Annotated in this window: 22 protein-coding genes, 1 pseudogene and 1 riboswitch; of the genes and pseudogenes, 2 read left to right on the plus strand and 21 right to left on the minus strand. The window is 41.5% G+C overall.

All coding sequences use genetic code 11. The features are described from left to right. The first annotated feature begins 53 nt into the window (after positions 1-53). Positions 54-1,178, plus strand: coding sequence for a 5-methyltetrahydropteroyltriglutamate--homocysteine S-methyltransferase (locus NSS80_RS19065; protein WP_034281370.1), 1,125 nt, complete (start codon positions 54-56; stop codon positions 1,176-1,178). Positions 1,179-1,231: 53 nt separating this feature from the next. Here the strand turns inward: NSS80_RS19065 and NSS80_RS19070 are convergent, their stop codons facing one another. The 11 genes from NSS80_RS19070 to NSS80_RS19120 all read right to left on the minus strand — a co-directional run bounded on the left by NSS80_RS19070 (position 1,232) and on the right by NSS80_RS19120 (position 13,652). Beyond that, positions 1,232-2,650: a glycoside hydrolase family 1 protein gene (locus NSS80_RS19070; protein WP_317221744.1), complete on the minus strand. Its 1,419-nt coding sequence runs from the start codon at positions 2,648-2,650 to the stop codon at positions 1,232-1,234. Next, positions 2,622-4,529 (minus strand): beta-glucoside-specific PTS transporter subunit IIABC, encoded by a 1,908-nt coding sequence (locus NSS80_RS19075; protein ID WP_041118270.1) that lies wholly within the window; start codon positions 4,527-4,529, stop codon positions 2,622-2,624. Before NSS80_RS19075 ends, NSS80_RS19070 begins: the two co-directional genes overlap by 29 nt. 326 nt (positions 4,530-4,855) lie before the next feature. After that, positions 4,856-5,689, minus strand: coding sequence for a PRD domain-containing protein (locus tag NSS80_RS19080; RefSeq protein ID WP_034281373.1), 834 nt, complete (start codon positions 5,687-5,689; stop codon positions 4,856-4,858). A 235-nt stretch (positions 5,690-5,924) separates the two neighbouring features. Then, positions 5,925-6,740 carry a YwqG family protein gene (locus NSS80_RS19085; protein WP_041118272.1) on the minus strand — a complete coding sequence of 272 codons (816 nt, stop codon included), beginning with the start codon at positions 6,738-6,740 and terminating at the stop codon, positions 5,925-5,927. Between the two features lie 169 nt (positions 6,741-6,909). Then, a complete protein-coding gene (locus NSS80_RS19090) occupies positions 6,910-7,749 on the minus strand; it encodes a methyl-accepting chemotaxis protein (RefSeq protein WP_041118274.1) in 840 nt (279 codons plus the stop codon). Positions 7,750-7,899: 150 nt separating this feature from the next. Further along, entirely contained in the window at positions 7,900-8,634 is a 735-nt protein-coding gene (locus NSS80_RS19095; RefSeq protein WP_041118276.1) for an energy-coupling factor transporter transmembrane component T, read from the minus strand. Continuing rightward, on the minus strand, positions 8,624-10,222 hold the full coding sequence (locus NSS80_RS19100; RefSeq protein WP_041118278.1) for an ABC transporter ATP-binding protein: 1,599 nt from the start codon (positions 10,220-10,222) through the stop codon (positions 8,624-8,626). The genes NSS80_RS19095 and NSS80_RS19100 overlap by 11 nt, the downstream gene beginning before the upstream one ends. After that, positions 10,197-10,796, minus strand: a complete 600-nt coding sequence (locus NSS80_RS19105; RefSeq protein ID WP_025093768.1) for an ECF transporter S component — start codon at positions 10,794-10,796, stop codon at positions 10,197-10,199. The genes NSS80_RS19100 and NSS80_RS19105 overlap by 26 nt, the downstream gene beginning before the upstream one ends. Further along, positions 10,793-11,479 (minus strand): thiaminase II, encoded by a 687-nt coding sequence (tenA, locus tag NSS80_RS19110; protein WP_041118280.1) that lies wholly within the window; start codon positions 11,477-11,479, stop codon positions 10,793-10,795. The genes NSS80_RS19105 and tenA overlap by 4 nt, the downstream gene beginning before the upstream one ends. A gap of 87 nt (positions 11,480-11,566) precedes the next feature. Further along, a riboswitch (TPP riboswitch) is annotated at positions 11,567-11,670 on the minus strand. A 56-nt stretch (positions 11,671-11,726) separates the two neighbouring features. Further along, the gene (locus NSS80_RS19115) at positions 11,727-12,854 is read right to left on the minus strand and encodes a hypothetical protein (RefSeq protein ID WP_317221743.1); all 1,128 of its coding nucleotides are present in this window, start codon (positions 12,852-12,854) and stop codon (positions 11,727-11,729) included. 141 nt (positions 12,855-12,995) lie between these two features. Next, positions 12,996-13,652, minus strand: a complete 657-nt coding sequence (locus NSS80_RS19120) for a type 1 glutamine amidotransferase domain-containing protein (protein ID WP_034281379.1) — start codon at positions 13,650-13,652, stop codon at positions 12,996-12,998. Positions 13,653-13,907: 255 nt separating this feature from the next. On the opposite strand from NSS80_RS19120, the gene NSS80_RS19125 reads away from it, so the two are divergent. After that, positions 13,908-14,072: a hypothetical protein gene (locus NSS80_RS19125; protein ID WP_003214630.1), complete on the plus strand. Its 165-nt coding sequence runs from the start codon at positions 13,908-13,910 to the stop codon at positions 14,070-14,072. Between the two features lie 34 nt (positions 14,073-14,106). Here the strand turns inward: NSS80_RS19125 and NSS80_RS19130 are convergent, their stop codons facing one another. From NSS80_RS19130 to NSS80_RS19175, 10 genes and pseudogenes are all read right to left on the minus strand, one after another. After that, positions 14,107-14,478 carry a DUF1304 domain-containing protein gene (locus NSS80_RS19130; RefSeq protein WP_034281380.1) on the minus strand — a complete coding sequence of 124 codons (372 nt, stop codon included), beginning with the start codon at positions 14,476-14,478 and terminating at the stop codon, positions 14,107-14,109. 5 nt (positions 14,479-14,483) lie between these two features. Further along, complete coding sequence (locus NSS80_RS19135; protein WP_012011773.1) at positions 14,484-14,738, minus strand: ORF6C domain-containing protein; 255 nt, start codon at positions 14,736-14,738, stop codon at positions 14,484-14,486. Between the two features lie 206 nt (positions 14,739-14,944). Next, positions 14,945-17,326, minus strand: a complete 2,382-nt coding sequence (locus NSS80_RS19140; protein ID WP_317221742.1) for an immune inhibitor A domain-containing protein — start codon at positions 17,324-17,326, stop codon at positions 14,945-14,947. Positions 17,327-17,515: 189 nt separating this feature from the next. Beyond that, positions 17,516-17,809 (minus strand): putative quinol monooxygenase, encoded by a 294-nt coding sequence (locus tag NSS80_RS19145; RefSeq protein WP_024423933.1) that lies wholly within the window; start codon positions 17,807-17,809, stop codon positions 17,516-17,518. A gap of 25 nt (positions 17,810-17,834) precedes the next feature. Further along, complete coding sequence (locus NSS80_RS19150) at positions 17,835-18,473, minus strand: nitroreductase family protein (protein WP_041118286.1); 639 nt, start codon at positions 18,471-18,473, stop codon at positions 17,835-17,837. Between the two features lie 13 nt (positions 18,474-18,486). Then, a pseudogene (locus NSS80_RS19155) lies at positions 18,487-18,971 on the minus strand (MarR family transcriptional regulator). 151 nt (positions 18,972-19,122) lie between these two features. After that, entirely contained in the window at positions 19,123-20,424 is a 1,302-nt protein-coding gene (locus NSS80_RS19160) for a pyrimidine-nucleoside phosphorylase (protein WP_041118469.1), read from the minus strand. Positions 20,425-20,449: 25 nt separating this feature from the next. Next, the gene (locus NSS80_RS19165) at positions 20,450-21,631 is read right to left on the minus strand and encodes a NupC/NupG family nucleoside CNT transporter (protein WP_041118288.1); all 1,182 of its coding nucleotides are present in this window, start codon (positions 21,629-21,631) and stop codon (positions 20,450-20,452) included. A 166-nt stretch (positions 21,632-21,797) separates the two neighbouring features. Continuing rightward, positions 21,798-22,469, minus strand: a complete 672-nt coding sequence (gene deoC, locus NSS80_RS19170; protein ID WP_041118290.1) for a deoxyribose-phosphate aldolase — start codon at positions 22,467-22,469, stop codon at positions 21,798-21,800. 84 nt (positions 22,470-22,553) lie between these two features. Next, positions 22,554-23,498: a sugar-binding transcriptional regulator gene (locus NSS80_RS19175; RefSeq protein WP_041118292.1), complete on the minus strand. Its 945-nt coding sequence runs from the start codon at positions 23,496-23,498 to the stop codon at positions 22,554-22,556. Positions 23,499-23,526: the final 28 nt, after the last annotated feature.

Below are 23,526 nucleotides of genomic sequence, written 5' to 3' on the forward strand. Positions count from 1 at the left end.
AAGGAAGAGCTTTTTTATTTGATTTTTTAACCTGAGGAAAGAAGGGATTCAGCATGACACAAGTACAAACCATTGGAAAGAAAACAACGAAACCGCCATTCCGCGCAGATCAAGTAGGAAGTTTACTTCGCTCAGAGCGCATCAAGGAAGCACGCAAGCAAAAAGCAGACGGTACGCTGACAGCAGAGCAGCTCCGACAAATTGAAAACGAAGAAATTACACGTATTGTAGAGAAGCAAAAAGAAATTGGGTTAGAGGTTGTCACAGATGGTGAATTCAGACGTGCATGGTGGCATTTTGACTTTCTTGAAGGACTCGATGGAGTTGAAGGATTTGAAGCAGATCAAGGCATTCAATTCCATAACACAACGACAAAAGCTAGAGGTATCAAGGTAACAGGCAAGATCGATTTTACAGATCATCCAATGCTGGAGGATTATCGTTTCCTTCACAGCATCGCTGGTGATCATACGGCTAAAATGACGATTCCAAGTCCGAATATGCTCTTTTTCCGTGGAAAGCTTGAAGAAGGAGTGTATGACAGCTTAGAGGAATTCCACCATGATGTGGCACAAGCGTATAAGAAAGCCATCCGTGCTTTTTATGATGCAGGCTGCCGCTACTTGCAGCTGGATGATACGGCATGGGCAGTGTTCTTTTCTGAAAAAGGCCATGAACAAATCAAAGCCTTTGGCCGTGAAGAAGATGAACTTCGTGAATCGTTTGCGAAGACAATCAATGAAGCTGTTGCCGACCGCCCAGAGGATTTGGTGATCACCATGCATATTTGCCGCGGTAACTTTAAATCGACATGGGCAGCTGAAGGTGGTTACGAAGCAGCGGCAGAAACAATTTTTGCCGGCTTAGATCTTGATGGTCTCTTTTTAGAGTTTGACGACGATCGTTCTGGCGGATTTGAGCCCCTTCGATATGTGAAGAACCCAAACCTTCAAATCGTACTAGGCCTTGTCACTTCAAAATACGGAGAGCTTGAGCCAGTTGAACAGATTAAAAAACGCATTGAGGAAGCGGCTCAATATGTAGACATTAACCAAATTTGTTTGAGTCCACAATGCGGATTCGCCTCAACAGAGGAAGGCAACCTGTTAACAGAAGAGCAGCAATGGGAAAAGCTGCGTCATGTGATTGAAATTGCAGATCAAGTGTGGACTTCGTAGTCCCTCAGAGAAAAAAAAAGACAAACCGCAGTATGGCGGTTTGTCTTTTTCTTTTATGCATCCAAATGTTCACCATTCGTCGCAATCACTTGTTTATACCAATCGAAACTTTTCTTTTTCTTTCTATCTAATGTACCGTTTCCTTCATTATCACGGTCAACATAAATGAAGCCGTAGCGTTTTTTCATTTCAGCCGTTGATGCGCTGACAAGGTCAATTGGGCCCCAGCTTGTATAACCGATCAGGTCAACTCCGTCTGCGATCGCTTCTCTCGCCTCTAGCAAGTGGCTTCTGAGGTAATCAATTCGGTAATCGTCTTGAATGGATCCGTCTTCTTCTACTTGATCGACAGCACCCAATCCATTTTCTACGATAAACAATGGCTTTTGGTAGCGGTCATACAGCTGATTCAGTGTTGTACGAAGTCCTTTCGGATCAATTTGCCAGCCCCAATCACTTGCTTCTAGATAAGGGTTTTTCACACCTTCAAATAAGTTACCGCCAGTCACTTGTCCAAGAATCTCTGGATCTGTACTTGTCACAAAGCTCATATAATAGCTGAAGCCAATATAGTCCACTGTATGGTTTCTTAAAATATCTTCGTCCCCTTCTTGGAACTCGATGTTGATGTCATTTTCAAGGAAATAACGTTTCATGTAACCTGGGTAATAACCTCTTGCCTGTACATCTGAGAAGAATAATGTTTTACGGTCTTGCTCAATTGCAGCAAACATATCTTCTGGTCTTGAGCTGTACGGATAAGTTGTCATCGCTGCAATCATACAGCCGATTTTCGCATCAGGAATGATTTCGTGTCCTGCTTTGACAGCCAAAGCACTTGCAACAAATTGGTGATGCGCTGCTTGATATTGAATGCTTTTCTCGTCATCACCCTCTTCAAATACAAGTCCGCCGCCAGTGAAAGGCGCATGTAATACAACGTTGATTTCATTGAAGGTCATCCAATATTTTACTTTGTCTTTAAAGTGGGTGAACAATGTTTTCGCGTATGTTTCATAAAGATCCACAAGCTTACGGTTTCTCCATCCGCCGTAGTTTTTCACAAGTGCGAGCGGCATTTCATAGTGAGAGATGGTGACAACTGGCTCAATTCCATGCTTATGCAGTTCATCAAATACTTTTTCATAAAAAGCGAGGCCTGCTTCATTCGGTTCCGCATCGTCGCCATTTGGGAAAATACGCGGCCAAGAAATGGATAATCTGAAGCACTTGAATCCCATTTCTGCAAAGAGTGCAATATCTTCTTTATAGCGATGGTAGAAATCGATTGCATCATGATATAAGTTAAGGTCTTTCATTGATTCATCGAATGGGTGCATAATACCATTTGGTGATACATCAGCTGTCGATAAGCCTTTTCCATCTTGATTATATGCGCCTTCAACTTGGTTGGCTGCAACAGCGCCGCCCCATAAGAAACCTTTAGGAAATGTTTTTTCTAACTTGTTCATGTTGAATACCCTCCTCTTTTTCTTCTACACTGACTGTAAGCAGTGTCTCTTTCACTGTAATCGTTCCATCTGTTTTCGCATCAACTTGTGCAAAATCGTTTGTGTTGGTGACAATAACAGGTGTGGTGACATCATAGCCTTCTTGCTGAATGCCCTCGATATCAAAATCAATGAGTACATCTCCTGCTTGAATCAGATCACCTGACTGCACATGACTTGTAAAATACTTTCCGTCAAGTTTTACCGTGTCAATCCCCACATGAATGAGAAGTTCTGTACCTTGTTCACTCTTCAAACCAATGGCATGTTTTGTGTGGAAAATGGTTTCAACCTTGCCGTTGAAAGGTGCTACAACACGCCCAGCTGTTGGTACAATGGCTGCACCTTTACCCATGATTTCATTAGAGAATGTTGCATCATTTACTTGATTGAGCGGCTTTAGTTGACCTTCAAGCGGGCTTTGTACCACTTCATTTTGAAGTGCTGCTGTGTCTTTCTTTTCTTCTGGTTTGTCTGCTTTTGTATCATCTTTCACTGGTACATCTTTGAATCCGAGAACAAGTGTCATGATCGTTGCTACGACAAAGGCGATTACTAAGCCGATGATTGAGTAGACAAATGTTGGTCCAATGAATGTTGGGAGACCTGGAAGGCCTGCTGATCCAGATATCACATATGATTTTACTTTAAAGATTGACATGAACACGCCGCCTGCTGCTGCACCAATAAGGGCTGCAAGGAACGGTTTTTTCAATCGCATGTTCACACCATACATAGCAGGTTCAGTAATACCCATTAAGGCTGTGATACTTGTAGACATCGCCAATGATTTAAATGTTTTGTTTTTTGATCTTAAGAAGACACCGAATGCTGCGCCTGCTTGTGCCATATTTGCTACAAACATCATTGGAAGAATGAAGTCAAAACCGTTTAACGTAATGTTGTTGATCATGATTGGAAGCAGTGCATAGTGCATGCCCGTAATGATCAATGGTGACATGAAGCCGCCGATCAAGAGTCCGGCCAAAATACCTGCATGTTTGAACAATAAATCAATTCCACCTGAAAGGCCACTTCCGATAATCCCGCCAAGCGGTCCAACCGCGATGAGCATAACTGGTACAACGACTAGAAGTGTGACTGTTGGAACAAGGATGATCTTTAATGATTTCGGACTATATTTTTCTGCGAATCTTTCAACATATGAACCAAGCCAGATGGTGAGCAGAATTGGAATCACCGATGAAGAGTACACAACGGCAACCACTGGCAAGCCTAGAAATTCTGTATTTCCCGCGCCCAGTAAAGCGGTTAACTGCGGGTGCAGTGCTGCTGCTGCAATGGCAGCCGCAATATACTGATTTGTGCCAATTTTTTTGGCTACGCTTACAGCAAGCAGAATCGGTAAGAAGTAAAAGGCTCCATCTCCAATGGCTGTTAAAATCGCATACGTACTGCTTTTATCTGATATCCACTGGAATGTGAGCATCAGTGCCAAAATCCCTTTGATCATACCGGCCCCAGCGATGGCCGGAAGAATCGGTGTGAAGACACCAGAGATAAAATCGAAAAGCTTTGATATCACATTTTGCTTTGACGCTTCTTCTGTACCGCCTGACTTTACATCAGATGATAGACCTGAGTCAGCAATCATCGCTTGATAGACATTTGAGACATCATTGCCGATAATGACATGATATTGGCCTCCGCTTTGATTCACGCCCATGACGCCATCTGTTGATTGCAGCTTCTCTTTATCTGCCTTGCTTTCATCGTATAAGTTGAAGCGAAGTCTTGTCATACAATGCGTAACTTGCTTAACATTCTTTTCACCGCCGACAAGTTCTAGCACTTCTTTTGCTGTTTGTTTGTGGTTCATTGTATTACCCTCCAATCGTTGATTTCATCTTGATATAGAAAAAACCTAAACATCCATTAATGTCCGAGAAATAGCGATTCAGACATTAATCGATATTTAGGTTTTGCCTGCTTAACCAGTAACAATCCTTCATAGCGATTGATCGTTATTTAATTTTTATAAGTCTTTAGATATAAAAAAACCTAAATCACGCCTTATCATAGATAGGGACAATGATTTAGGTTTTGCCTGCTTGACCAGTAACAATCCTAAAAGATTGTGGTTATTTAGTTTATAGTTATAAATTATCATGTTAATTTTGTGATGTCAACGCTTTCTTTTTGAATTTATTTTCTTTTTATTACTCTGTCTATATGCAAAGTTAAATATAGCATTTCATCTTCTATGAGACTTCGGTTGTATTCTTTTTGAACATAATCGTTAATTTTTTCTGCGCACTGAAAAGCTGCGGTGTTTTTCTCTTTTACCACTTCATACAGAAACTCGTTTTGATTTTCCATCTGTGTTTCGTTAAACAGACGCTGACCAAAAAACTTCAAATGCGTAACAAAACGGAAATAATTTAATGATTCCTCGTCCAAATCAATTTGAAAGTGATACTTAACGATGTTTAAAATGTCTTGAATGAGTTTGGTGATTTGAATAACGTTTGGCATTTCTTCATTGAGCTCTGCATTGACAATATGCATGGCAATAAAGCCGGCTTCATCCTCAGGAAGATGGATGCTCAGCTTGTCCTCAATGATCCGAATAGCTTCTAAACCGCATCTGAACTCATCTTTATACAGCCGTTTGATTTCCCAGAGCAAGGCATTTTTGATGTCCATTCCTTTTTGATGACGTTCAATGGCAAAGGTGATATGATCCGTCAGCGTCACATAGATGCTGTCATTTAAATTTTTGTTAAGGGTTGTTCTCGCATGCTCAATAATCGCCTCACACACTTGCATATACTCGATTGGAATATCATAAAGCAGGGTTTTGAATTTTTCTGATATATCTTTATTTTGAATAGAAAATACTTTTTCGATTCGTTCTTCGTCAATCGGGTCTCCGCTTTTCTTTTGAAACGCGATCCCTCTGCCCATAATGACCAGCTCATGCTGCTCGTCATCATATGCACTGACAACATTATTATTGATTACTTTAGAAATGATCAATTGATACCCCCCAGTACATTCCGCTTTTTCGAGCATTTTATCGTTGATTCATATGTCATGTTATTATTATTTTCAAAAAAGAGGACTTTAAGATGATTTTACATTTTTTTTTGATACGGTCAACTAGAAAGAATGACATATTACCTCTCAAAAATGACGAAATAGGGGCAAAAAAGTCTAAAAAAATACACAAAAACACTCTAAAAAGAGTGTTTAAAGTGTGTATTTTACAAAATCAAGAGCAGTCCCAATTATAGACGACATTCTCGAAATTTTTTCGTTTAAGATCTTCTGGTTTGATAAAAAAGTTGGCGATTCCGCAATCTCCCCACATCAGATCTACTTCATCATCTGAGTCAATTTGCAATAACAGAACGGTATGTTCTTGATCTACATAGGTACGCGGGTCTTCTTGTGTAAACCCTGGATACCCGCCCAATTTGTGACCAAAGCCACTCGCTGTTTCATAGAATTCATCCAGCAGGGCATCTGCTTCATCGCCATTAACACCATCTGCATCTTCGAATAGGTCCCAGCTGTTCTTTCCTGTGACTTTTTCAAAGCGGAAATCTCCTACACTGATCGTTTCGCTTGATAATTCACCTGTAATCGCGCCTTCCTTCGTCACAGGAAAATAAAAATCATCTGGAATTTTCACAAAAGAAAAATCAGTCATTAACTCTTCTTCTGCCAAGAAAGGTTCCTCAATAAATTTGATGCGAAAATCTTTTTGCTCTGTTTTATGGTCAATATTCATCCCATAAAGATCATCATGCACAGAAATAAAAACTTGCATAAGTCCTGTTTCTGGATAATCCTTCAGCTTGGGCAGCTGGCCGAAATTAATTTGTGCCAAAAGTTTCATAGGATGTCCTTCTCCGTCAACTGGATATTCGTCGTTTTTGGGAAAATAAGGATCACCAGCTATTTTGCTGTCGTATGGTCCTGTTTTTCCTTGTTTCATCTGTAATTGAATCATTGGTTTTTCCGTTTCATCTAACAACGGACGGTAGGGTGCAAGTATTTCTTTCAGCTTCGCTGATTGTGTCACGATGATCTTCCTCCTTATGAATAGGTCTAATGACAAAACTAGTCTCTCTTTTTCTATCATACAGAAGTGTATCCTGCCTGTCAGCGATAAAACGGTCATAATCCTAACAAGTTTCTCACCTTGAAATGATAAAAAAACCTCCGATTCAGCTGGAGGTTTTGTCGTTCTTTTATTTCACTTGATAGTTTACTAAGTCGTTTGCTAATGCTTTCATCGTTTCGTTTGTTTCGTGAAGACCTTCAATAATTTTTGTGAAAGTGCCTACTAGCTCTGCCTGATGCTCAGAGGAAGCGACAATTTGCGCAATTTCTTCTTCCATTCCTTTGATCGATCCCTGCACATCTTTTAGGGCTGTTTCAATATCAGTCGTCGCTTGTTTCGCGTGAGTTGACAGCTTTCTCACTTCTGTTGCGACCACTCCAAAACCTGCTCCTGCTTCCCCTACTCTTGCAGCTTCTATTGATGCGTTGAGTCCAAGTAAGTTCGTTTGATCAGAGATACCTTTGATGAGATTGGACACTTGATTGATTTTAGAGGAATTTTCGACAGTGGTTTTCGTATTTTGTAGAATTTGTTCACTTGTCGCTTGTAGTTCCTCTGAATGTGCGGCAACCTGCTGTACCATTGCGACTAGTTTTTCGGAAGCTTCGTTGCTCTCCGTCATGATGTGATCTAATCGTTGTTGATTCGTTTGGTCATATGCCACACAGAAGGCAGCAGCCACTTGACCTGATTCATCAGTAATTGGAACGGATACGATATCCATTGGAATCCCGTATACTTCTTTTGGAATTTGGATAAACGATGGTTCTCTCCCATTTTTCAGCATCGCAAAGTTTTGGAATCCAGCATCTAGTGCATCACCAGCTTTAAATCCTAAATCAATATTCCCATGCTGCTGATAATAAAGAACCTTCTCTTTCCCTAAAACAGAAAAGGTTAGCTGCTCTCTCATAGCAAGTCCAATGATTGGTAAAGCGTCTATTATGTTATCAATTCTCTGTGACATTCGCTTACGTTCATCCTCTCTATTTCTCAGTACACCTTCTTTATCGGTTCGTTATATGATCTATTACAGCCTGTAATGTGCACTAATATCAATCAAATGACCTAAGACATATAAAAAGCCCACATTCTATCAAGAGAATGTGGGTGTTTTTTAAACAAAGTAAATGCACATGAAGACACTGATACCGATGAGAAAAAGATACATATAGTCAATCCATGAGGTGCTGATGTTATGATAATACGTTCGCTCTTTCGTCCCTGTGAAGCCCCTGGCTTCCATCGCAATCGCTAAGCGCTCTGATTTTCGTACACCTTGTGTAAAAAGGGGCAATGCATAACGCATAAAGGCTTTCCAGCTGTTTTTTTGCTTGTAGCCTCTGATTTTATGTGCAGCTTTCATTTGTTTTAATTCACTTTGAAATAACGGAATAAACCGGAAGCCGGCAAGCATTCCATACGCCCATTTTGGGGACATTCGGCATTGGTGAATCAGACTCATCATAAATGCCGTCAAATCTGTTGTGGACGTAAAAAGGAGACCAAATGTCACAAATCCAAGCATTCTAAAAGCGATGGTGAGCCCATTTCTTAAACTCTCCTCTGTGATATGAAACCACGCCCACTTCCAAACGGTATGATCTCCCTTGCCGAAGGCCGCCATCATCCAGAACACGAGAATAAAAAAGAGCAGATAAGGGACAAGCCTTGTAACGATATACTTCATATTCCATCCACCTAAAACAACTCCAATGCCAAGAGCAAACAGCCAAATGATAAAGGTTGTTTTAGGGTCAGAAATCGCCATAAGACAGCACATCGCAAGCAGATGAGCGAGTAATTTCATGACTGGATTCACAGTAGAAAGAAAGGAATGATTACTTTGCAATCGTCAGCACGTCCTTTCTTTCTGCCACATAGCGATAATGCAAAGGAGCTCTTAGCCGATAAGTATCAACAAGTTCCTGATTTGAAAATAAATCATAAGGAGTGCCATCATACACATGCTTCCCTTGATGAAACAGAAGCACTTGATCGGCACACTCATCGACAAGCTCCATATCATGTGTGACCATCACAATGGTAGTGCCTTGGCGCTGACGCTCTTTTAAACGCCTCATTAATTCCTTCGCCGTTTTTTCATCCTGCCCGAAAGTCGGTTCATCTAACAGCAATACATCTTGATCAAAGAGGAGCATCGTGGCAACACTCAATCTTCTTTTTTGCCCTAAACTTAAGGTGAAGGGATGTGCTTTTGCATGCTTCTCTAAACCGAACTCTTCCAGCAGCTGAACCGTTTTTTCTTGTACGACAGATTCTGGCCAGTTTCGCTGTCTGCCGCCAAAGGCAATTTCATCGAATACTGTATCTTGTATGAATTGAAGCTCAGGGTTTTGAAACACAAAACCTGCTTTTTCATATAGTTCTCGGTCTGACCACTTTTTTAGGAGTGTATCTTTTAAGAAAATGTGGCCTTTTTTCGTTGGCTCTAAACGAACCAAATGTTTGAGAAGTGTGCTTTTTCCACTTCCATTTTCCCCAATGATCGCCACCCAATCCCCTGCTTTGATATCCAGCTGAAGGTTACTCATAATCATTTTTTTCCCGTAGCTTAATTGCAGATTTTCTGTACGAATCATTGTCTTTCGTTCGATTGATGGCACTTTTTCACGCTGCTCTTTTCGTGCTTTAAAGGTTTGCATAAAGGTTTGACCCAGTGGATGAAATGGATCTTGAATGATCGTGGACCATTTCTCGGGAAATAATTTGGGCCGCCAAATTCCTGCCTCTTTCATTTCTTTCTCATATGCCGCGAGCACATCATTTGGAGCTCCATCTACTAAAATGCTGCCTTGATCATCTAATAAAATCACCCGGTCCATCCATTCGATGACACCGTCAAGCACATGCTCTACAAAAATCATGGTCTGCTGCTGATCAGCTGCAAGCTGCTGCAGCAGTTGAAATATGTCCATTCTACCTGACGGATCAAGCTGTGCGGTCGGTTCATCAAAGAATAGAACATCCGGCTGTAATGCGAGTAAACAAGCAAGTGCCAATCGCTGCTTCATGCCGCCAGATAAAGTGTGAATCTCTGTATGCGGATCGACATTCAGTTGGACTTTTTGCATGAGCTGCTGAATGATGTCATCCATCTCTTCACGAGGGACGGAACGGTTCTCTAAGCTAAAGGCAATTTCTTCATTGACGCGGTGCATACAAAACTGAGAGTCTGGATCTTGAAACATGACGCCTGTATGTCTTTGCAGCACCACTTCGCCCTGCATGTCTGCTTCCACATGCTCTGGAATGATTCCAGCCAGAACCGAAATGAGCGTAGATTTCCCGCTTCCGCTCGGTCCTAAAATAAGCACCTTTTCCCCTTTTTGAATCGTAAGGGAGATTTGATGCAAAACGGGCTTAGGCTGTTCATAAAAACGGACAGAGAGTTCATTGCACGCGAGAAATGAATTCATGCTGTTCACCTTTGTTTCGTTTTTCTTTCATGATGGCATATTGATTCAGTACACCTGTTTTGGATAGTGCGTCCACCACCACTTTCGCAAGGCAGCCGCCAAGTATCATTCCACTAATGATTTGAGTCACAAGCGTCATAAGTAAAACTTGAGGCGTGTAATATCCAAAGCCATTTGCCACGAGACTGTAAGCCATCGCTCCGATAGCGGCAAAGGCACCAGACAGCATCAGTGTCCACATGCGATACCGTTTATAACCAAAAAGAGCGAAAGCGATTTCTGCCCCAAGCCCTTGGCATACACCAATCAGCAGAGCTGAAAGTCCAAAGTGGCTTCCTGTCAATAATTCCACAGCAGCGGCGGCTGTTTCCGCAATCAGAGCAGCTCCCGGCTTTTGAATGATATATGCAACGATTGGACTGGCAATGACCCATATTCCAAACATGATGTTGCCTCCTGCTGGGCCAACAAGTGCTGTAATCGGTAAGTATAGCGTGGACCATCCTAAATAGATCACACCGCACGCAACGGATAAAATCACCGCAAGGACGACTTCTTTCATCTTCCATGTCATGATGAATGCACCTCCAGTTGAACTGGCCACTCTTCAACAGTGAAGGCCATTTCCCAAAACTTGTACTCTAGCTGGCAGCTTAAGATAAAGTGCTGTTTCATTTTTTCCTTTTCCTTCTCACTTGCTGCTTCCGCCAACTGATCGAGCCGCTTGCAAAGCTCACCTGTAACAGAATCGGTTAATCCTCCATAAAACGTGATCCACTCATAAAACGGATGTGAAGGGTCTGGCTGCACATCTGTAAGCATTCGTTTCCCTATTTCCCAATATGTCCAAGGACATGGAAGCAGGACAGCGATGATTTCACCAAGCGTGCCTTCTTGCGCAACTTGCAGCATGTGATGAATATAGTGATGAGCACTCGGAGCCAAAGAAGCACCTTGGAGCTCATCATATGCTACTCCTGCCACTCGGCAAAGGTTTTGATGAGGATGCGTCTCACTATCTAGTACAAACGCAATCTGCTGATGAAAAAACGCAATATCCTCTCTGTCTGTACATCTGCTGAGCGCTGCTGCATAAATTTTAATGAATGCTTGTAAGTATTCTGCATCTTGTTTGATGTAATGAATGATTTGTTCCTTTTCCAGCTTTCCTGCTGCCAGGCCTCTGACGAACGGATGCTGATAAATGGCTTCAAATAACGGTTCTGCTTCTTTCCTTAATTGTGTAGAAAATGTCATAAAAAAAGCCTCCTCTTCTTCAGTTGAATAAATGAAAAAGCCACCCCAAATGGAGCGGCCTTCTTATCAATTCAATCATGAATAAGACAAGGTCCAGCTCCACTTCCCTCCGCTAGTACGAACTAGATCAGGTTCAAAGGGTCCAAGATTTTCTCTTGTCTCAGTCATACATGACTCCCCTAGTGGACTTTTGTCATTTAATTATCTTTACTCTACACATGTGGCGATTTGATGTCAACCGCCTTTCTTAATTCAACGTTCTGATTGTTGGCAGCTTCTCGATCCCTGCAGCATAGTAGAAATTCAGCACACTGAAGAAATCAATCGGCTTTCCTGTTTTTAAATCTACAGCTAAAATATGATCACCGTAATTTGTCATATCATCAATATCTAAGCGTCTTGGTGTTGTCTTCCCGAGTGTATCAACAAAGGTATCATGGTAATATTGCCCGCTTGCATATGATGATTGATGGTACATAAACAATGTCTCAACATCTAAGTAAACGAGGATGGCTTCTGAGGAGCTCGCATAAGGAGCTGAGTATGACACAGGAGCCGAAATGTTTTTTACTTTCACACTTGAGATTGAATGAGTTCTTTGTTCGTATTTTCCATCATAAGAGAAATAAAAAACACGCTCCCATTCATAATTTGCTGTCTTTGTTTGCTTATTGTATACTTTTGTACCATTTGCAAATACATCACCGTTTGCATACTCAGCTACAAAATATTGCAAGGTGGACGAAAGAGATACAGCCCCCGTGAAATTGGGCGGGTTTTTTGCATTTACTTGTATTGTGTAGGAATCTCCAAATTCTCCGCCGCTTGTAATACCGAATGCATAATCACCTGCTGGTAAGCTGGTCAATCCAAGCAGGCTGCCTGCCGGTTGAATCAAATCTGTAGGGTAGGCTTGTCCTGTTTCATAATCAACAACAAATAATTGAACAAAATAATCAGGGTTTGAAGAGGTAATCCGGCTGATGAGTGCCTGAGGTGAAGATGTGCTTAAAAACCATAAATCAACTGGGTCGTCCTCTGTTAAGACAGCCGATTGATTAATAGCTAGTCCATCAATGGAGCGAACGGCAGACGTGCGCATTTTGCCTTCTTTAGCAGCTTTTCGTTTGATACTGATTCCTTTCTTCTTATTCACTTTAAATGATTTTTTCACTTGCTTCTGTTGAATAGCGGTTCCTTCATCCTGCTTTTCAAACGATTCTTGCGCTTGCTGAATCGCTTTTTCCGTCAGTGGTGATATTTTCCCTTCTGATTTCGGTGCTTCTTCTGCTTTTAATGCTGGTGACAACAAACCTGTTGCGACGAGTAAAACAGATAGTAAAGCTGCGGTGATTTTGACATAAAATGCTCTCACAGGAACATCCCCTTTTTCCTCATTTGGGTTTTTTACCCTGTGATTATTTTACCATTATTCTAATTATTGTTTTGGTCTTTTTTGGGACATTTTTATAACAAAAAAACCAGCCGCATGAGTCACGACTGGTTTTTGATCGTTTTATGCAATAGTTTTGACAAACAAGCGTGCTGTTTCTGCACTTGATCCCGGGTTTTGTCCAGTGATGATTTGTCCGTCAACGACAGCAAATGGCGCAAAGGCGTCTCCTTTTTCAAACGCTGCCCCCTGCTCACGAAGTTTTGTTTCCAATAAAAATGGAACCTTTGATGTCAGCTGCACGGCTTCCTCTTCTTCGTTTGTAAAGCCTGTGATTTTTTTGCCTTCGATAAATGATTTGCCATTTTCATCCTTCACATCAACGAATGCTGAAACACCATGACAAACGGCTCCGATCGCACCATTTTTATCTGAAACTGCTAAGATCGCATCCGCTACCAGTTGATTAGACGCAAAGTCGATCATAGGGCCGTGCCCTCCAGCAAAGAAAATTCCGTCATAATCAGCGGGATTCACATCTGTAAGCGCCTTTGTGTCTTGAAGTAATTCATATACATCTTGATATTGCGCTGGGACACCTTCAGGAATTGAATTTTTGTCAATTGGTACAGTGCCACCTTGAATAGAGACAATTTGTACTTCTAGTTCATTTTCTTTAAAGATATGAAATGGCTCTGCCAACTCTTCTAGCCATAAGCCTGTTGGATGTCCATTCATTTCTGGGCTGCTTGTCGATACTAATAACACTTTCTTACTCATCTTGATCATCCTTTCGATTTATCCTGTGGTTATTTTATATTTTGCACAATTAAATATCAAGCAATATGACTTTAGGCCAGCTCATTATGTTATACCCGATTTTCTAAAAAATATGGTATGACTCGAAATCTAATCAATATGTCACATTCTATTGGTAGGGAATTTCATGTAAAATTGTCATTGAGTGATATAATATGAGGAAAGATTGACAGATCTCTCGTCACATGAGGGGATTTTTAAAGGAGTGGAAAAGAGATGAAAACCTATTCGATTGTGATGATCATCATCACGCTCTGTATTATATTGGCCGTCTTTTTGATGAACCTAACGGGGGTCATGTACGGAAAAATCATTTTGGCCGTTGCCGTTGCCCTTTGTCTGACATCCATTATTCGTTTGATGGGTCTTCGAAAAAGATAAAAGCCGCCCTCACCAGGGGCGGCTTTATTTAAGATTAGATCGCCAGCATCAGTGCAATGAGTGCAAGCAGTGCTGGTACTCCTTGTTTGATGATAATTGATTTATTGGATGTTACACCACCAAATACTGCTGCGATGATCACACAAAGAATGAAAAACAGCTGAATCATATATCCAACGGTATTCGATCCAAGAATGAGCCCCCAAATGAGTCCTGCAGCTAAAAACCCGTTATAAAGCCCCTGATTGGCAAACATTACTTTGACATTTGGATCTTTTTGCAAGTGTTCTGGCAGCTTAAAAGATCGCTTCGCCATCTTTGATTCCATAAAAAACATTTCTAATAACATGATGACAATGTGTTCTAATGCGACAATTCCTACTAAAATCATTGCTAAAATATTCAATTTAGTTAATTCCTTTCTGATAGACGGTCACGAATCTCTATTTTGTCCGTGTATAAATCAAAGTCTTGTATTAATTCTAGCGCTTCTGTAAAGCGACTTTGTGGAATGTCTTTCATTTTTCTCACGCCGAATTCCTTTTTAATAAAAGCCATGATGGTATTGATATGAAGCTTACCGTGGCCATCATACTCCAAATGGCTGCAAAAAGTCTGCATCGTCCCTCGAATCACCTTTAATTGCTTGGCAGTGACACAACTCATTGGTAACGCTCATCCTTTCCTTTGTTTTAACAGCTAAAAAGAATCATGGTTGAAAGAAAAACCTTCCAGTGTCTATTATATAATGGTTTCATTCGGATATCAAAATAAAAAAGAACAGACATTCGATTTAAAAAACAATCGTGCCCTCACAATCCTTTTCTCACATATCAAAAAGCCGGATTCAATGGTAGAATCCGGCTTTCTATTTAGTTACTTTTCGAAATTAATACCTTTCCAACAGAACGATCCTTACTTTGTCCAACGACTTTAAAGGATAACCCATATGTCGGTACATCGCGTCCTGCATCTGGGTTGTTTGGATTCACATAGTTCTTTTTATCACTAAATGTACGAGCCGGTCGAATGTAGCGATCTTGCAAAGTTAAGCCCGTTGTTGCTGTATAATCTATATTCAGCTTCGTACTTGGATTCAAAGAGAATGCTGCATCATGTACTTGGAACCCTGTGGCGGCAATGGAACCGTCACTCCATTTTAATACTTGCTGATCTGCATCTACTACGCCAAGGAATCCGTTCCCCGGATGTTTTCCTACCCAGTTATCACTGTATGATTGATCGACATACCAAACGACCAACCCGTTATTATAGCTCATCAGACTTGCCCCGCGTTTAATATGCTTTAAGCCTTTATCGACATCAGCATAAGAGCGCCACTCTAGTAAATAGTATTGTGCTGCATATTGTTTTCCATTAGATTTTGAGAATCCATTAAAGGTAAAAGTAGACGTGCCCTCGGCATCATCTGACCATACTTTCGCTCCATCTGCGGTGATGTTCAGGTCATCTACGAATAAGCCTGGAAGTGCATAGCCTGCATCAGTTGTGTAACGGAATTGCAGGTCGATTTTCTTCCCTGCATAAGCAGACAGGTCAAAGGCTGCATCTACCCAGCCGTCTGATTTTCCGTCGATGCCATGGCCTTCGTTTGCACCTGCTTCATTTCGATCATTCGTGATGTTACCCGCGATGGTCTTCCATTGATCAGTCCCTGTTTCACGCACTTCGATATACGCATAATCATAATCTTCTTCAATATCGTACCATGCTTTAAATGTCAGCTCTGCTTTGCTTCCTTTTGACAAATCAATACCTGTTGTCGTCATGGTTGCATTCAAATTGTCACCCGTTCCGCTGAAGTACGAATATTTCCCTTGAGCAGGTGTCGTGACGACAATCTCTTTATCTGGTAAATCGACTCGAACGGCATCATGGTTCGTTCCTTTTGTTGCTGCTTCATCAATTAATACTGTTTTGCTTTTCTTTAATGTTTTACCATCGATGGTTTGTCCAGAAAGCCAGTTGCCCCCATGCAGATTTTGAAGCATTTCTTTCGCATATGGGCTAAAGCCTGTTGGTTCCGTACCAGGAACTTTACCTGCCCAGCTTCCGCTTGACATGATCGACCAGTAAGAAACGGGCTCTCCTCTGCCTGTGTACTGTGTATCGTACTCGTCAGGAAGACCAAGATCATGTCCGAATTCATGTGTGAACACACCTGCTGCGCCATCTTCAGGCTCGATGGTGTAATCCAACGCGCCTAATTTCCCGCCTTGACCAACTTCAGATTCAGTATCCGGAATTTCAAATACATCACCAAGTGACCAGCGGTGTGACCAAATCGCATCAGCGCCAAGTTGTCCGCCGCCTGCTTCTTCACCTACGCCGGCGTGAACGACCATCAGATGGTCAATGATGCCGTCTGGCTCGTTATAAACCCCGTCGCCATCAATATCATAGCGATCCCATTGATCATACTCGCTGAGATCAATATTCGGATCTTTTGCTGCAGCTTCGAGTGCTTCTTTCACCAATTCGCGCGGCCTGCCGTCACTGCCTGAATCGTCAGGTACGTTCCCGCCGTAATAAGCTGCTTCATGCTTCGCTGTATACCATCCTGCAACTGTTCCACTAACTGTGTAACTGCCGCCAGACTGCTTTTCATAATATTGCTTCATGGATACTTTCCGTTTCCCATCTGGACCGATGTAGCCATTTTTTCCGAAAAGCATATCTTGATAGTGCTGTTGATCGTACTTGTCATAGTACATATCAGTCTCTTCTTTTTTGATACTATTATGCTTATAATCTTTAAAATCTACTAATAAAACCAATACTTTATCATTGCGGACGTCACCTTTATACTTTTCCTTTTTGACCGGTTTTACTTGATTGCCTTCTTTTCCTTTATGCTTCTTTAATTTTTTCTTTTTGGCAAGTTTGTTATGTACCTCTTGTTTGTATTCTTTCAGGAATTCAGGCTCTTCTGTTAAGGTGCTGGCACTTTGTTTCATTGCCGATTCTTCTTTTTTCTTTAGATAGTTCTTTAATGCTTTTTGGGTATCTGCCTCATTGGCATTCTTTTTGATCTTTCCTTGTTTTTTCAAGGCTTTGATAAGACGGTCTTCATTCACGACACTTGAGTCAAATGGAATACCTGAATAATGACCGCCATCTGAGGATGTTGATTTTTCTGTGGTGTGGGCAGATAGAGGGGTGCTGAAAGCTGTCAATGTGCCTAAACTTAGGACAGCGGTTAGTGCAATTTTCGTCCATTTCCCTTTTTTCATATTGGTTCCTCCCTATTTTGGTAATAAATAATATCTAATTCTAGCATATTCCAATATAGTTAAGTCGAAAAACATTTTATTTTCAGAAATTTTGTGGAAAATGCACAATACGTGAATGAAATGGGTGAAACCATATGTCGAAAATAAAAGAACCCTAGGCGATAACCGCCTAGGGTGTTTGTTGTTTTTCTATGAAAGCTGCTGGCCTTGAAAAGCAACCACGTCAAGTGGAGCGGCTAGGAATTCTTTTGCCTTCGCTACGAAAGCCTGGAAATGAGCACTTGCATTATGGCTCTGAACCGCAGCGTCATCTTTCCACACTTCTACCATTAAAAATGTATTTTCCTTTTCTGTATCCTTGAACAGCTTGTAGGAAACATTGCCTTCTTCAGCCTGTGAAGCTTTCATTAATTCGTTGATTTCTTCTAAAAATACGTTTTCTTTTTCTGGATGAATGGTCATCCCTGCATGAATAATGATCATGTGATCGTCTCCCTTTTTTTAAAAATTATTTCCACTCTGTGATACGGTCGATCGGTAAGCGGTAAGATGCATAGCCTTCGTCAGCTGCTTTCCCAATGGACAGAAGCATGACTGGTACATAACGTTCTTTATCCCATCCAAATGTTTCAGCGATGACTTCTTTATCATATCCGCCAATTGGATTTGTATCATAACCGTGTGCACGTGCAGCAAGCATAAGCTGCATAGACACAAGTCCACCGTCAATTAAGATTGTTTCACGATTCACTTGTTCTGGAAGAGCTTCAAAATGTGCAGTTAATGCAGCAATTTGTCTTTCTTTCACTTCTTGCGGCATGTAGCCATTTTCTACTGCTTTTGAATAAATTTCTTCTAAGTATTCATTGTTTTTCATATCTGCAAAAACTGCAATGACAGCTGCTGATGTTGACACTTGAGTTTGGTTGAATTTTGCAAGTGGTGCAAGCTTTTCTTTTCCTTCTGGGCTGTCAATCACCATGAAGCGCCAAGGTTGTGCATTTACTGATGATGGTGCAGTTGTTGCTTCTTCTAAAATCTCTGTCATTTCTTCTTTGCTGATTTTCACAGATGGATCATAGTTACGAATAGAGCGGCGCCCTTTCATAATTTCCATAAAATCGTTTGTTTTTAATGTTGTAGCCATGTGTAACACTCCTTTAGGTTGTTTGAATCTTTTCGATGTTTTGTTGTATACGGATGAGCACATCAGTGAGAAGCCTTCGTTCTTCTTCACTTACGTTTTCAAGCATTTCTGAGATAAATCGTTCTTTTTCTATTTTAGAAGCTTCGATTCTCGTTCTGCCTTCCTCTGTTAAGCGGACAAGTGTGACTCGATTATCTTCTGGTTTTCTTCTGCGTGTGACCATTCCTTTTGTTTCCAGCTGTTTTAAATGACGCGTCACAGCTGCACTATCAATATTTACTTTTTTCTGCAAATCTGATTGGCTGATTTCATCGGCTTGGAATAACAGCGATAGCAACTCAAGTCTTGATTGGCTGATGCCCGTACATGCTTCGAACTTCACGCCCATCATACGGTTCACGCACTGCAAACGATATAATACCTCTGCCTCTTCAGAGCAAAATGCAGTCAATGCCATCCCCTCTTTTCTATTCAGAAATCAATTACTTGATATATCAATCATTGACTCGTCAATTAATATACACCCATTGTTTGATGATTGCAAGAGGTTTGTTTCATAAAGTGAATTTTTTTATTTCAATAGAAAAAGACGAGCCTAAAATGACCATAAAAAAAGACAAAAGCGACGAATCGCTTTTGTCCTTTTTCTTTATTCAGTAATGACCGTGTGGATCAATGTTGGTGCATCGGCATGATCAGCAATGCGGATGTTGTCATAAATTTTCTCCATGACATTTGCAACATCTTCACGATTCGCATGCAGAGTCACAAGTGAATCTCCTTTTTCAACACGATCTCCCACTTTTTTGTTCAGCATGATGCCGACAGATAGGTCGATATCGTCCTCTTTTGTTGCGCGTCCTGCTCCAAGGATCATCGCTGCAACACCAATTTCATCCGCGACGATTTCAGCTACGACACCTGATTCTTTGGCAGGTACTTCAATTTTGTAAGGTGCTTGCGGCAGTTTTTCAGGCTGATCCACAATTGAGCTGTCTCCACCTTGGTTTTCTAAGAATTCCTTGAATTTCTCAAGTGCTTTGCCGTTTTTCATCACTTCAATCAGCTTTTCTCTTGCTTCATCAAGTGTGTCTGCTTTTTTCGCAAGAACGACCATTTGACTTCCTAATGTGAGCACAAGCTCGTTTAAGTCTTCAGGGCCTTCGCCTTTAAGTGTGTCAATCGCTTCTTTCACTTCAAGGGAATTCCCAATCGCTAATCCTAGCGGCTGAGACATATCAGAGATGACCGCCATTGTTTGTCTGCCTACGTTGTTACCGATGCGAACCATGGCTTTTGCAAGCTTTTCTGAGTCTTCTGGTGTTTTCATGAAAGCACCTGCGCCTGTTTTCACATCAAGTACAATCGCATCTGCACCAGCAGCGATTTTCTTACTCATAATGGAGCTTGCAATAAGCGGAATTGAGTTAACAGTTCCTGTCACATCACGAAGAGCATACAGCTTTTTATCAGCTGGTGTCAGGTTGCCTGATTGCCCAATGACCGCTACTTTATGACGGTTCACGAGCTCGATGAATTCGTCTTTTGTAATTTCTACGTGGAAGCCTTTCACCGCTTCAAGCTTGTCCACTGTACCGCCTGTATGCCCAAGGCCGCGCCCAGACATTTTCGCAACAGGTACATCTAGTGCTGCAACAAGAGGGGCGAGTACAAGCGTTGTTGTATCGCCTACTCCGCCTGTTGAGTGCTTGTCTACTTTAATACCGTCAATGGCAGACAGGTCAATTGTATCTCCTGAGTTCGCCATAGCGAGTGTTAAGTCTGCACGTTCTTGATCCGTCATATCTTGGAAGAAAATTGCCATAGCCAAGGCACTTGCTTGGTAGTCAGGAATTGTTCCATCCGTATAACCTTTGACAAAGAAAGAAATTTCCTCTGAAGATAATTCTTTTCCGTCACGTTTTTTCGCAATGATATCTACCATTCTCATTGTTTTCACCATTCCTTTTTTTAAATTAGAAAATTAAACCGACTACACCTGCTGTTAAGAAGCTGACAAGAGTTGCACCGAATAACAGCTTTAATCCAAATCGTGCGACGACGTTCCCTTGCTTTTCGTTTAAGCCTTTGACTGCTCCAGCAATGATACCGATAGAAGAGAAGTTCGCAAATGATACAAGGAATACAGAAATGATCGCTTCTGTACGAGCAGTGAAATGCAGACCGTCTCCAGATAAAGCGAGCATCGCAACAAATTCGTTCGATACCATTTTGGTTGCCATAATGCTTCCTGCTTGTACCGCTTCGCTCCAAGGTACACCAACAAGGAACGCAAATGGAGCAAAGACATATCCAAGTACATCTTGGAAAGAAACACCAATGACTGCTGTAAAGATACCGTTAATCATCGCAATTAATGCAACGAATCCAATCAACATTGCAGCAACAACAATCGCTACTTTGAAACCATCCATAATGTATTCGCCAAGCATTTCGAAGAAGGATTGTCTTTCTTCCTCGACGACTTCAAGCATGTCTTCGTCCTTAGACACTTCATATGGATTGATGATCGATGCGATAATAAATCCACCAAATAGGTTCAGCACAAGTGCTGTAACCACGTACTCTGGTTTAATCATTTGCATGTATGCACCAACAATCGACATCGATACCGTCGACATTGCAGATGCACATAATGTATAAAGACGCTGCTGAGGTAATAATCCAAGCTGTTTCTTAATAGAAATAAAGACTTCTGATTGACCTAAAATCGCAGACGCTACTGCGTTGTAAGATTCTAGTTTCCCCATACCGTTTACTTTACTAAGCAAATATCCGATTCCGCGTACGATAAGCGGAAGAATACGCCAATGCTGCAGGATACCGATTAACGCCGAGATAAAGACGATCGGCAGTAAAACATTGATGAAGAAAGTGGACGCATTATCATTCATTAACCCGCCAAATACGAAGTTGATTCCTTCACCGGCATAGCCTAGAAGCATTTGGAATCCTTTTGCAAAGCCTCCGACTAGGAAGTTTCCAACACCTGTATTAAGCAGAATATAACCTAAAATAAATTGCAGTACAATCATGACAATTACTGGACGGAATTTCACTCGTTTTTTCCCATTACTAGCCAGCCATGCAATGGCAAGAATCACTAGCAAACCGATGATACCAATCACGTATTTCATGTTTTTCCTCCTTGAATGAATTCGTTTACATTAATGTGCTTGTATGGAACAAACCCTATTTCGTAAACAAAATGCGGAAGAAATTCCCAGAAGTGAGATCCTTCCGCATATGACTTTTTCATCATTTATGAGTCATGAATGTTATCCTACCATAGGATCGTATGAATTAATAGTCTTTCGAAGGAGCTGATTGATCCCCTTTGATAATGGAAACGCCTGCACTAGCGCCAATACGGGTAGCACCTGCAGCTGTCATTGCCTCAACGTCTTCTTTTGTTCTCACGCCGCCTGATGCTTTCACACCGATGTCAGGTCCAACTGTTTTACGCATTAATGCGATGTCCTCAGCAGTCGCACCGCCTGTACTAAATCCAGTTGATGTTTTCACAAAATCAGCGCCCGCTTTCACTGAAAGTTCACAAGCTTTGACTTTCTCTTCATCAGTAAGTAAACATGTTTCAATAATGACTTTCACTAATGCTTTGCCTTTTGCTGCGTCTACAACTGCACGAATATCTTGTTCAACCACATCATATTCGCCGTCTTTCAATGCCGCAACATTGATGACCATGTCCACTTCTGTGGCACCGTTTTCAATGGCATCCTTTGTTTCGAATGCTTTTACCGCTGTTGTGTTTGCGCCTAACGGGAAACCGATGACTGTACATACATCTACACCTGTTCCTGATAGTTCTTTCGACGCTAGAGATACCCAAGTTGGGTTTACGCAAACAGATGCAAATTGATGAGTCTTTGCTTCTTCAAGTAACTGCATAATTGCAGCTCTAGTTGTATCTGGTTTTAGTGCTGTATGATCAATGAGCTTTGCTATCGTCATGCTTCACACTTCCTTTTAATTATGATACTTTCATCATATATGACAGATGAACAATTGTAAACATGGTTATGAAATTTTGTTCATCTATTTTGTGACATTTAAAAGAGCCCTCGCTGTGTGCTGATCGATGATCAATACATTCGCATATTTTCCTCTTAGTGCGCCGTGTATAGAAGCCACCTTTCGATGACCGCCAGCGACAAGAATGGATCGTTCTTTTGTCCTTAAATCATCTAACTCCACGCCAATTGTGCGATTGTTAATGGCTTCACTGCAAATGCGTCCATCTTGATCATAAAAGCGCGAGCAAATGTCTCCGACACTGGATTGCTTGAGGAGCGCTTTTTCTTCTTCACGGAAATAACCTAGTCTAAACAATAGCGCCTCATCTCTTACCGTTCCAACAGTAAACACAGCGATATTCGCCTGCTTGCCCATTTCAATAATTCGCTGAATATGTCTGTCCTGCTCAACCATTTCCTTGACGGCAGCACTATCAAATACAACAGGAAGCGGCAAATAGCGCGGTGCTGTTTGAAAGGCCTCAGCAAACAGCTGGATGGTTTCCGCAGAATATGTATTCACATGAGAGTGGCTGATTCCACCCTTGAGCTGGACAACCTCTACACCTTTTACCTGTTTAGGTTGCATCTTTTGTGCAATTTGATACATAGTCGTTCCCCAGCTCACGCCAACGATATCACCGTCTTTCACCGTTTCTTGCAAGTAATCTGCACCAAATCGGCTCAAATAATCGGTGATGGTTGGATAGTCGTCCTTTGGCGAAAACACCACATGAGCTTCGAGCAGGTCATATTTTTCCTTGAGCAATGAAGAAAGCTCATTTAAATCCTCAAACGGATCCATCACCGTAATCTGGACGTACCCCTTCTCTTTCGCATATTGAAGCAGACGAGATACAGTCGGTCTCGACAGGTCGAGCTGTTTGGCAATTTCCTGCTGGCTGTAATCAGACAAATAGTAAAGCCTTGCCGCTTCAATACTCAGCTGTTGTTTCTCTCGATCCATTCATACGCCCCCTTTTTTCTTCTATCAT

It is taken from the genome of Bacillus sp. FSL M8-0350 (assembly GCF_038593345.1).
Lineage (GTDB): Bacteria > Bacillota > Bacilli > Bacillales > Bacillaceae > Bacillus > Bacillus safensis.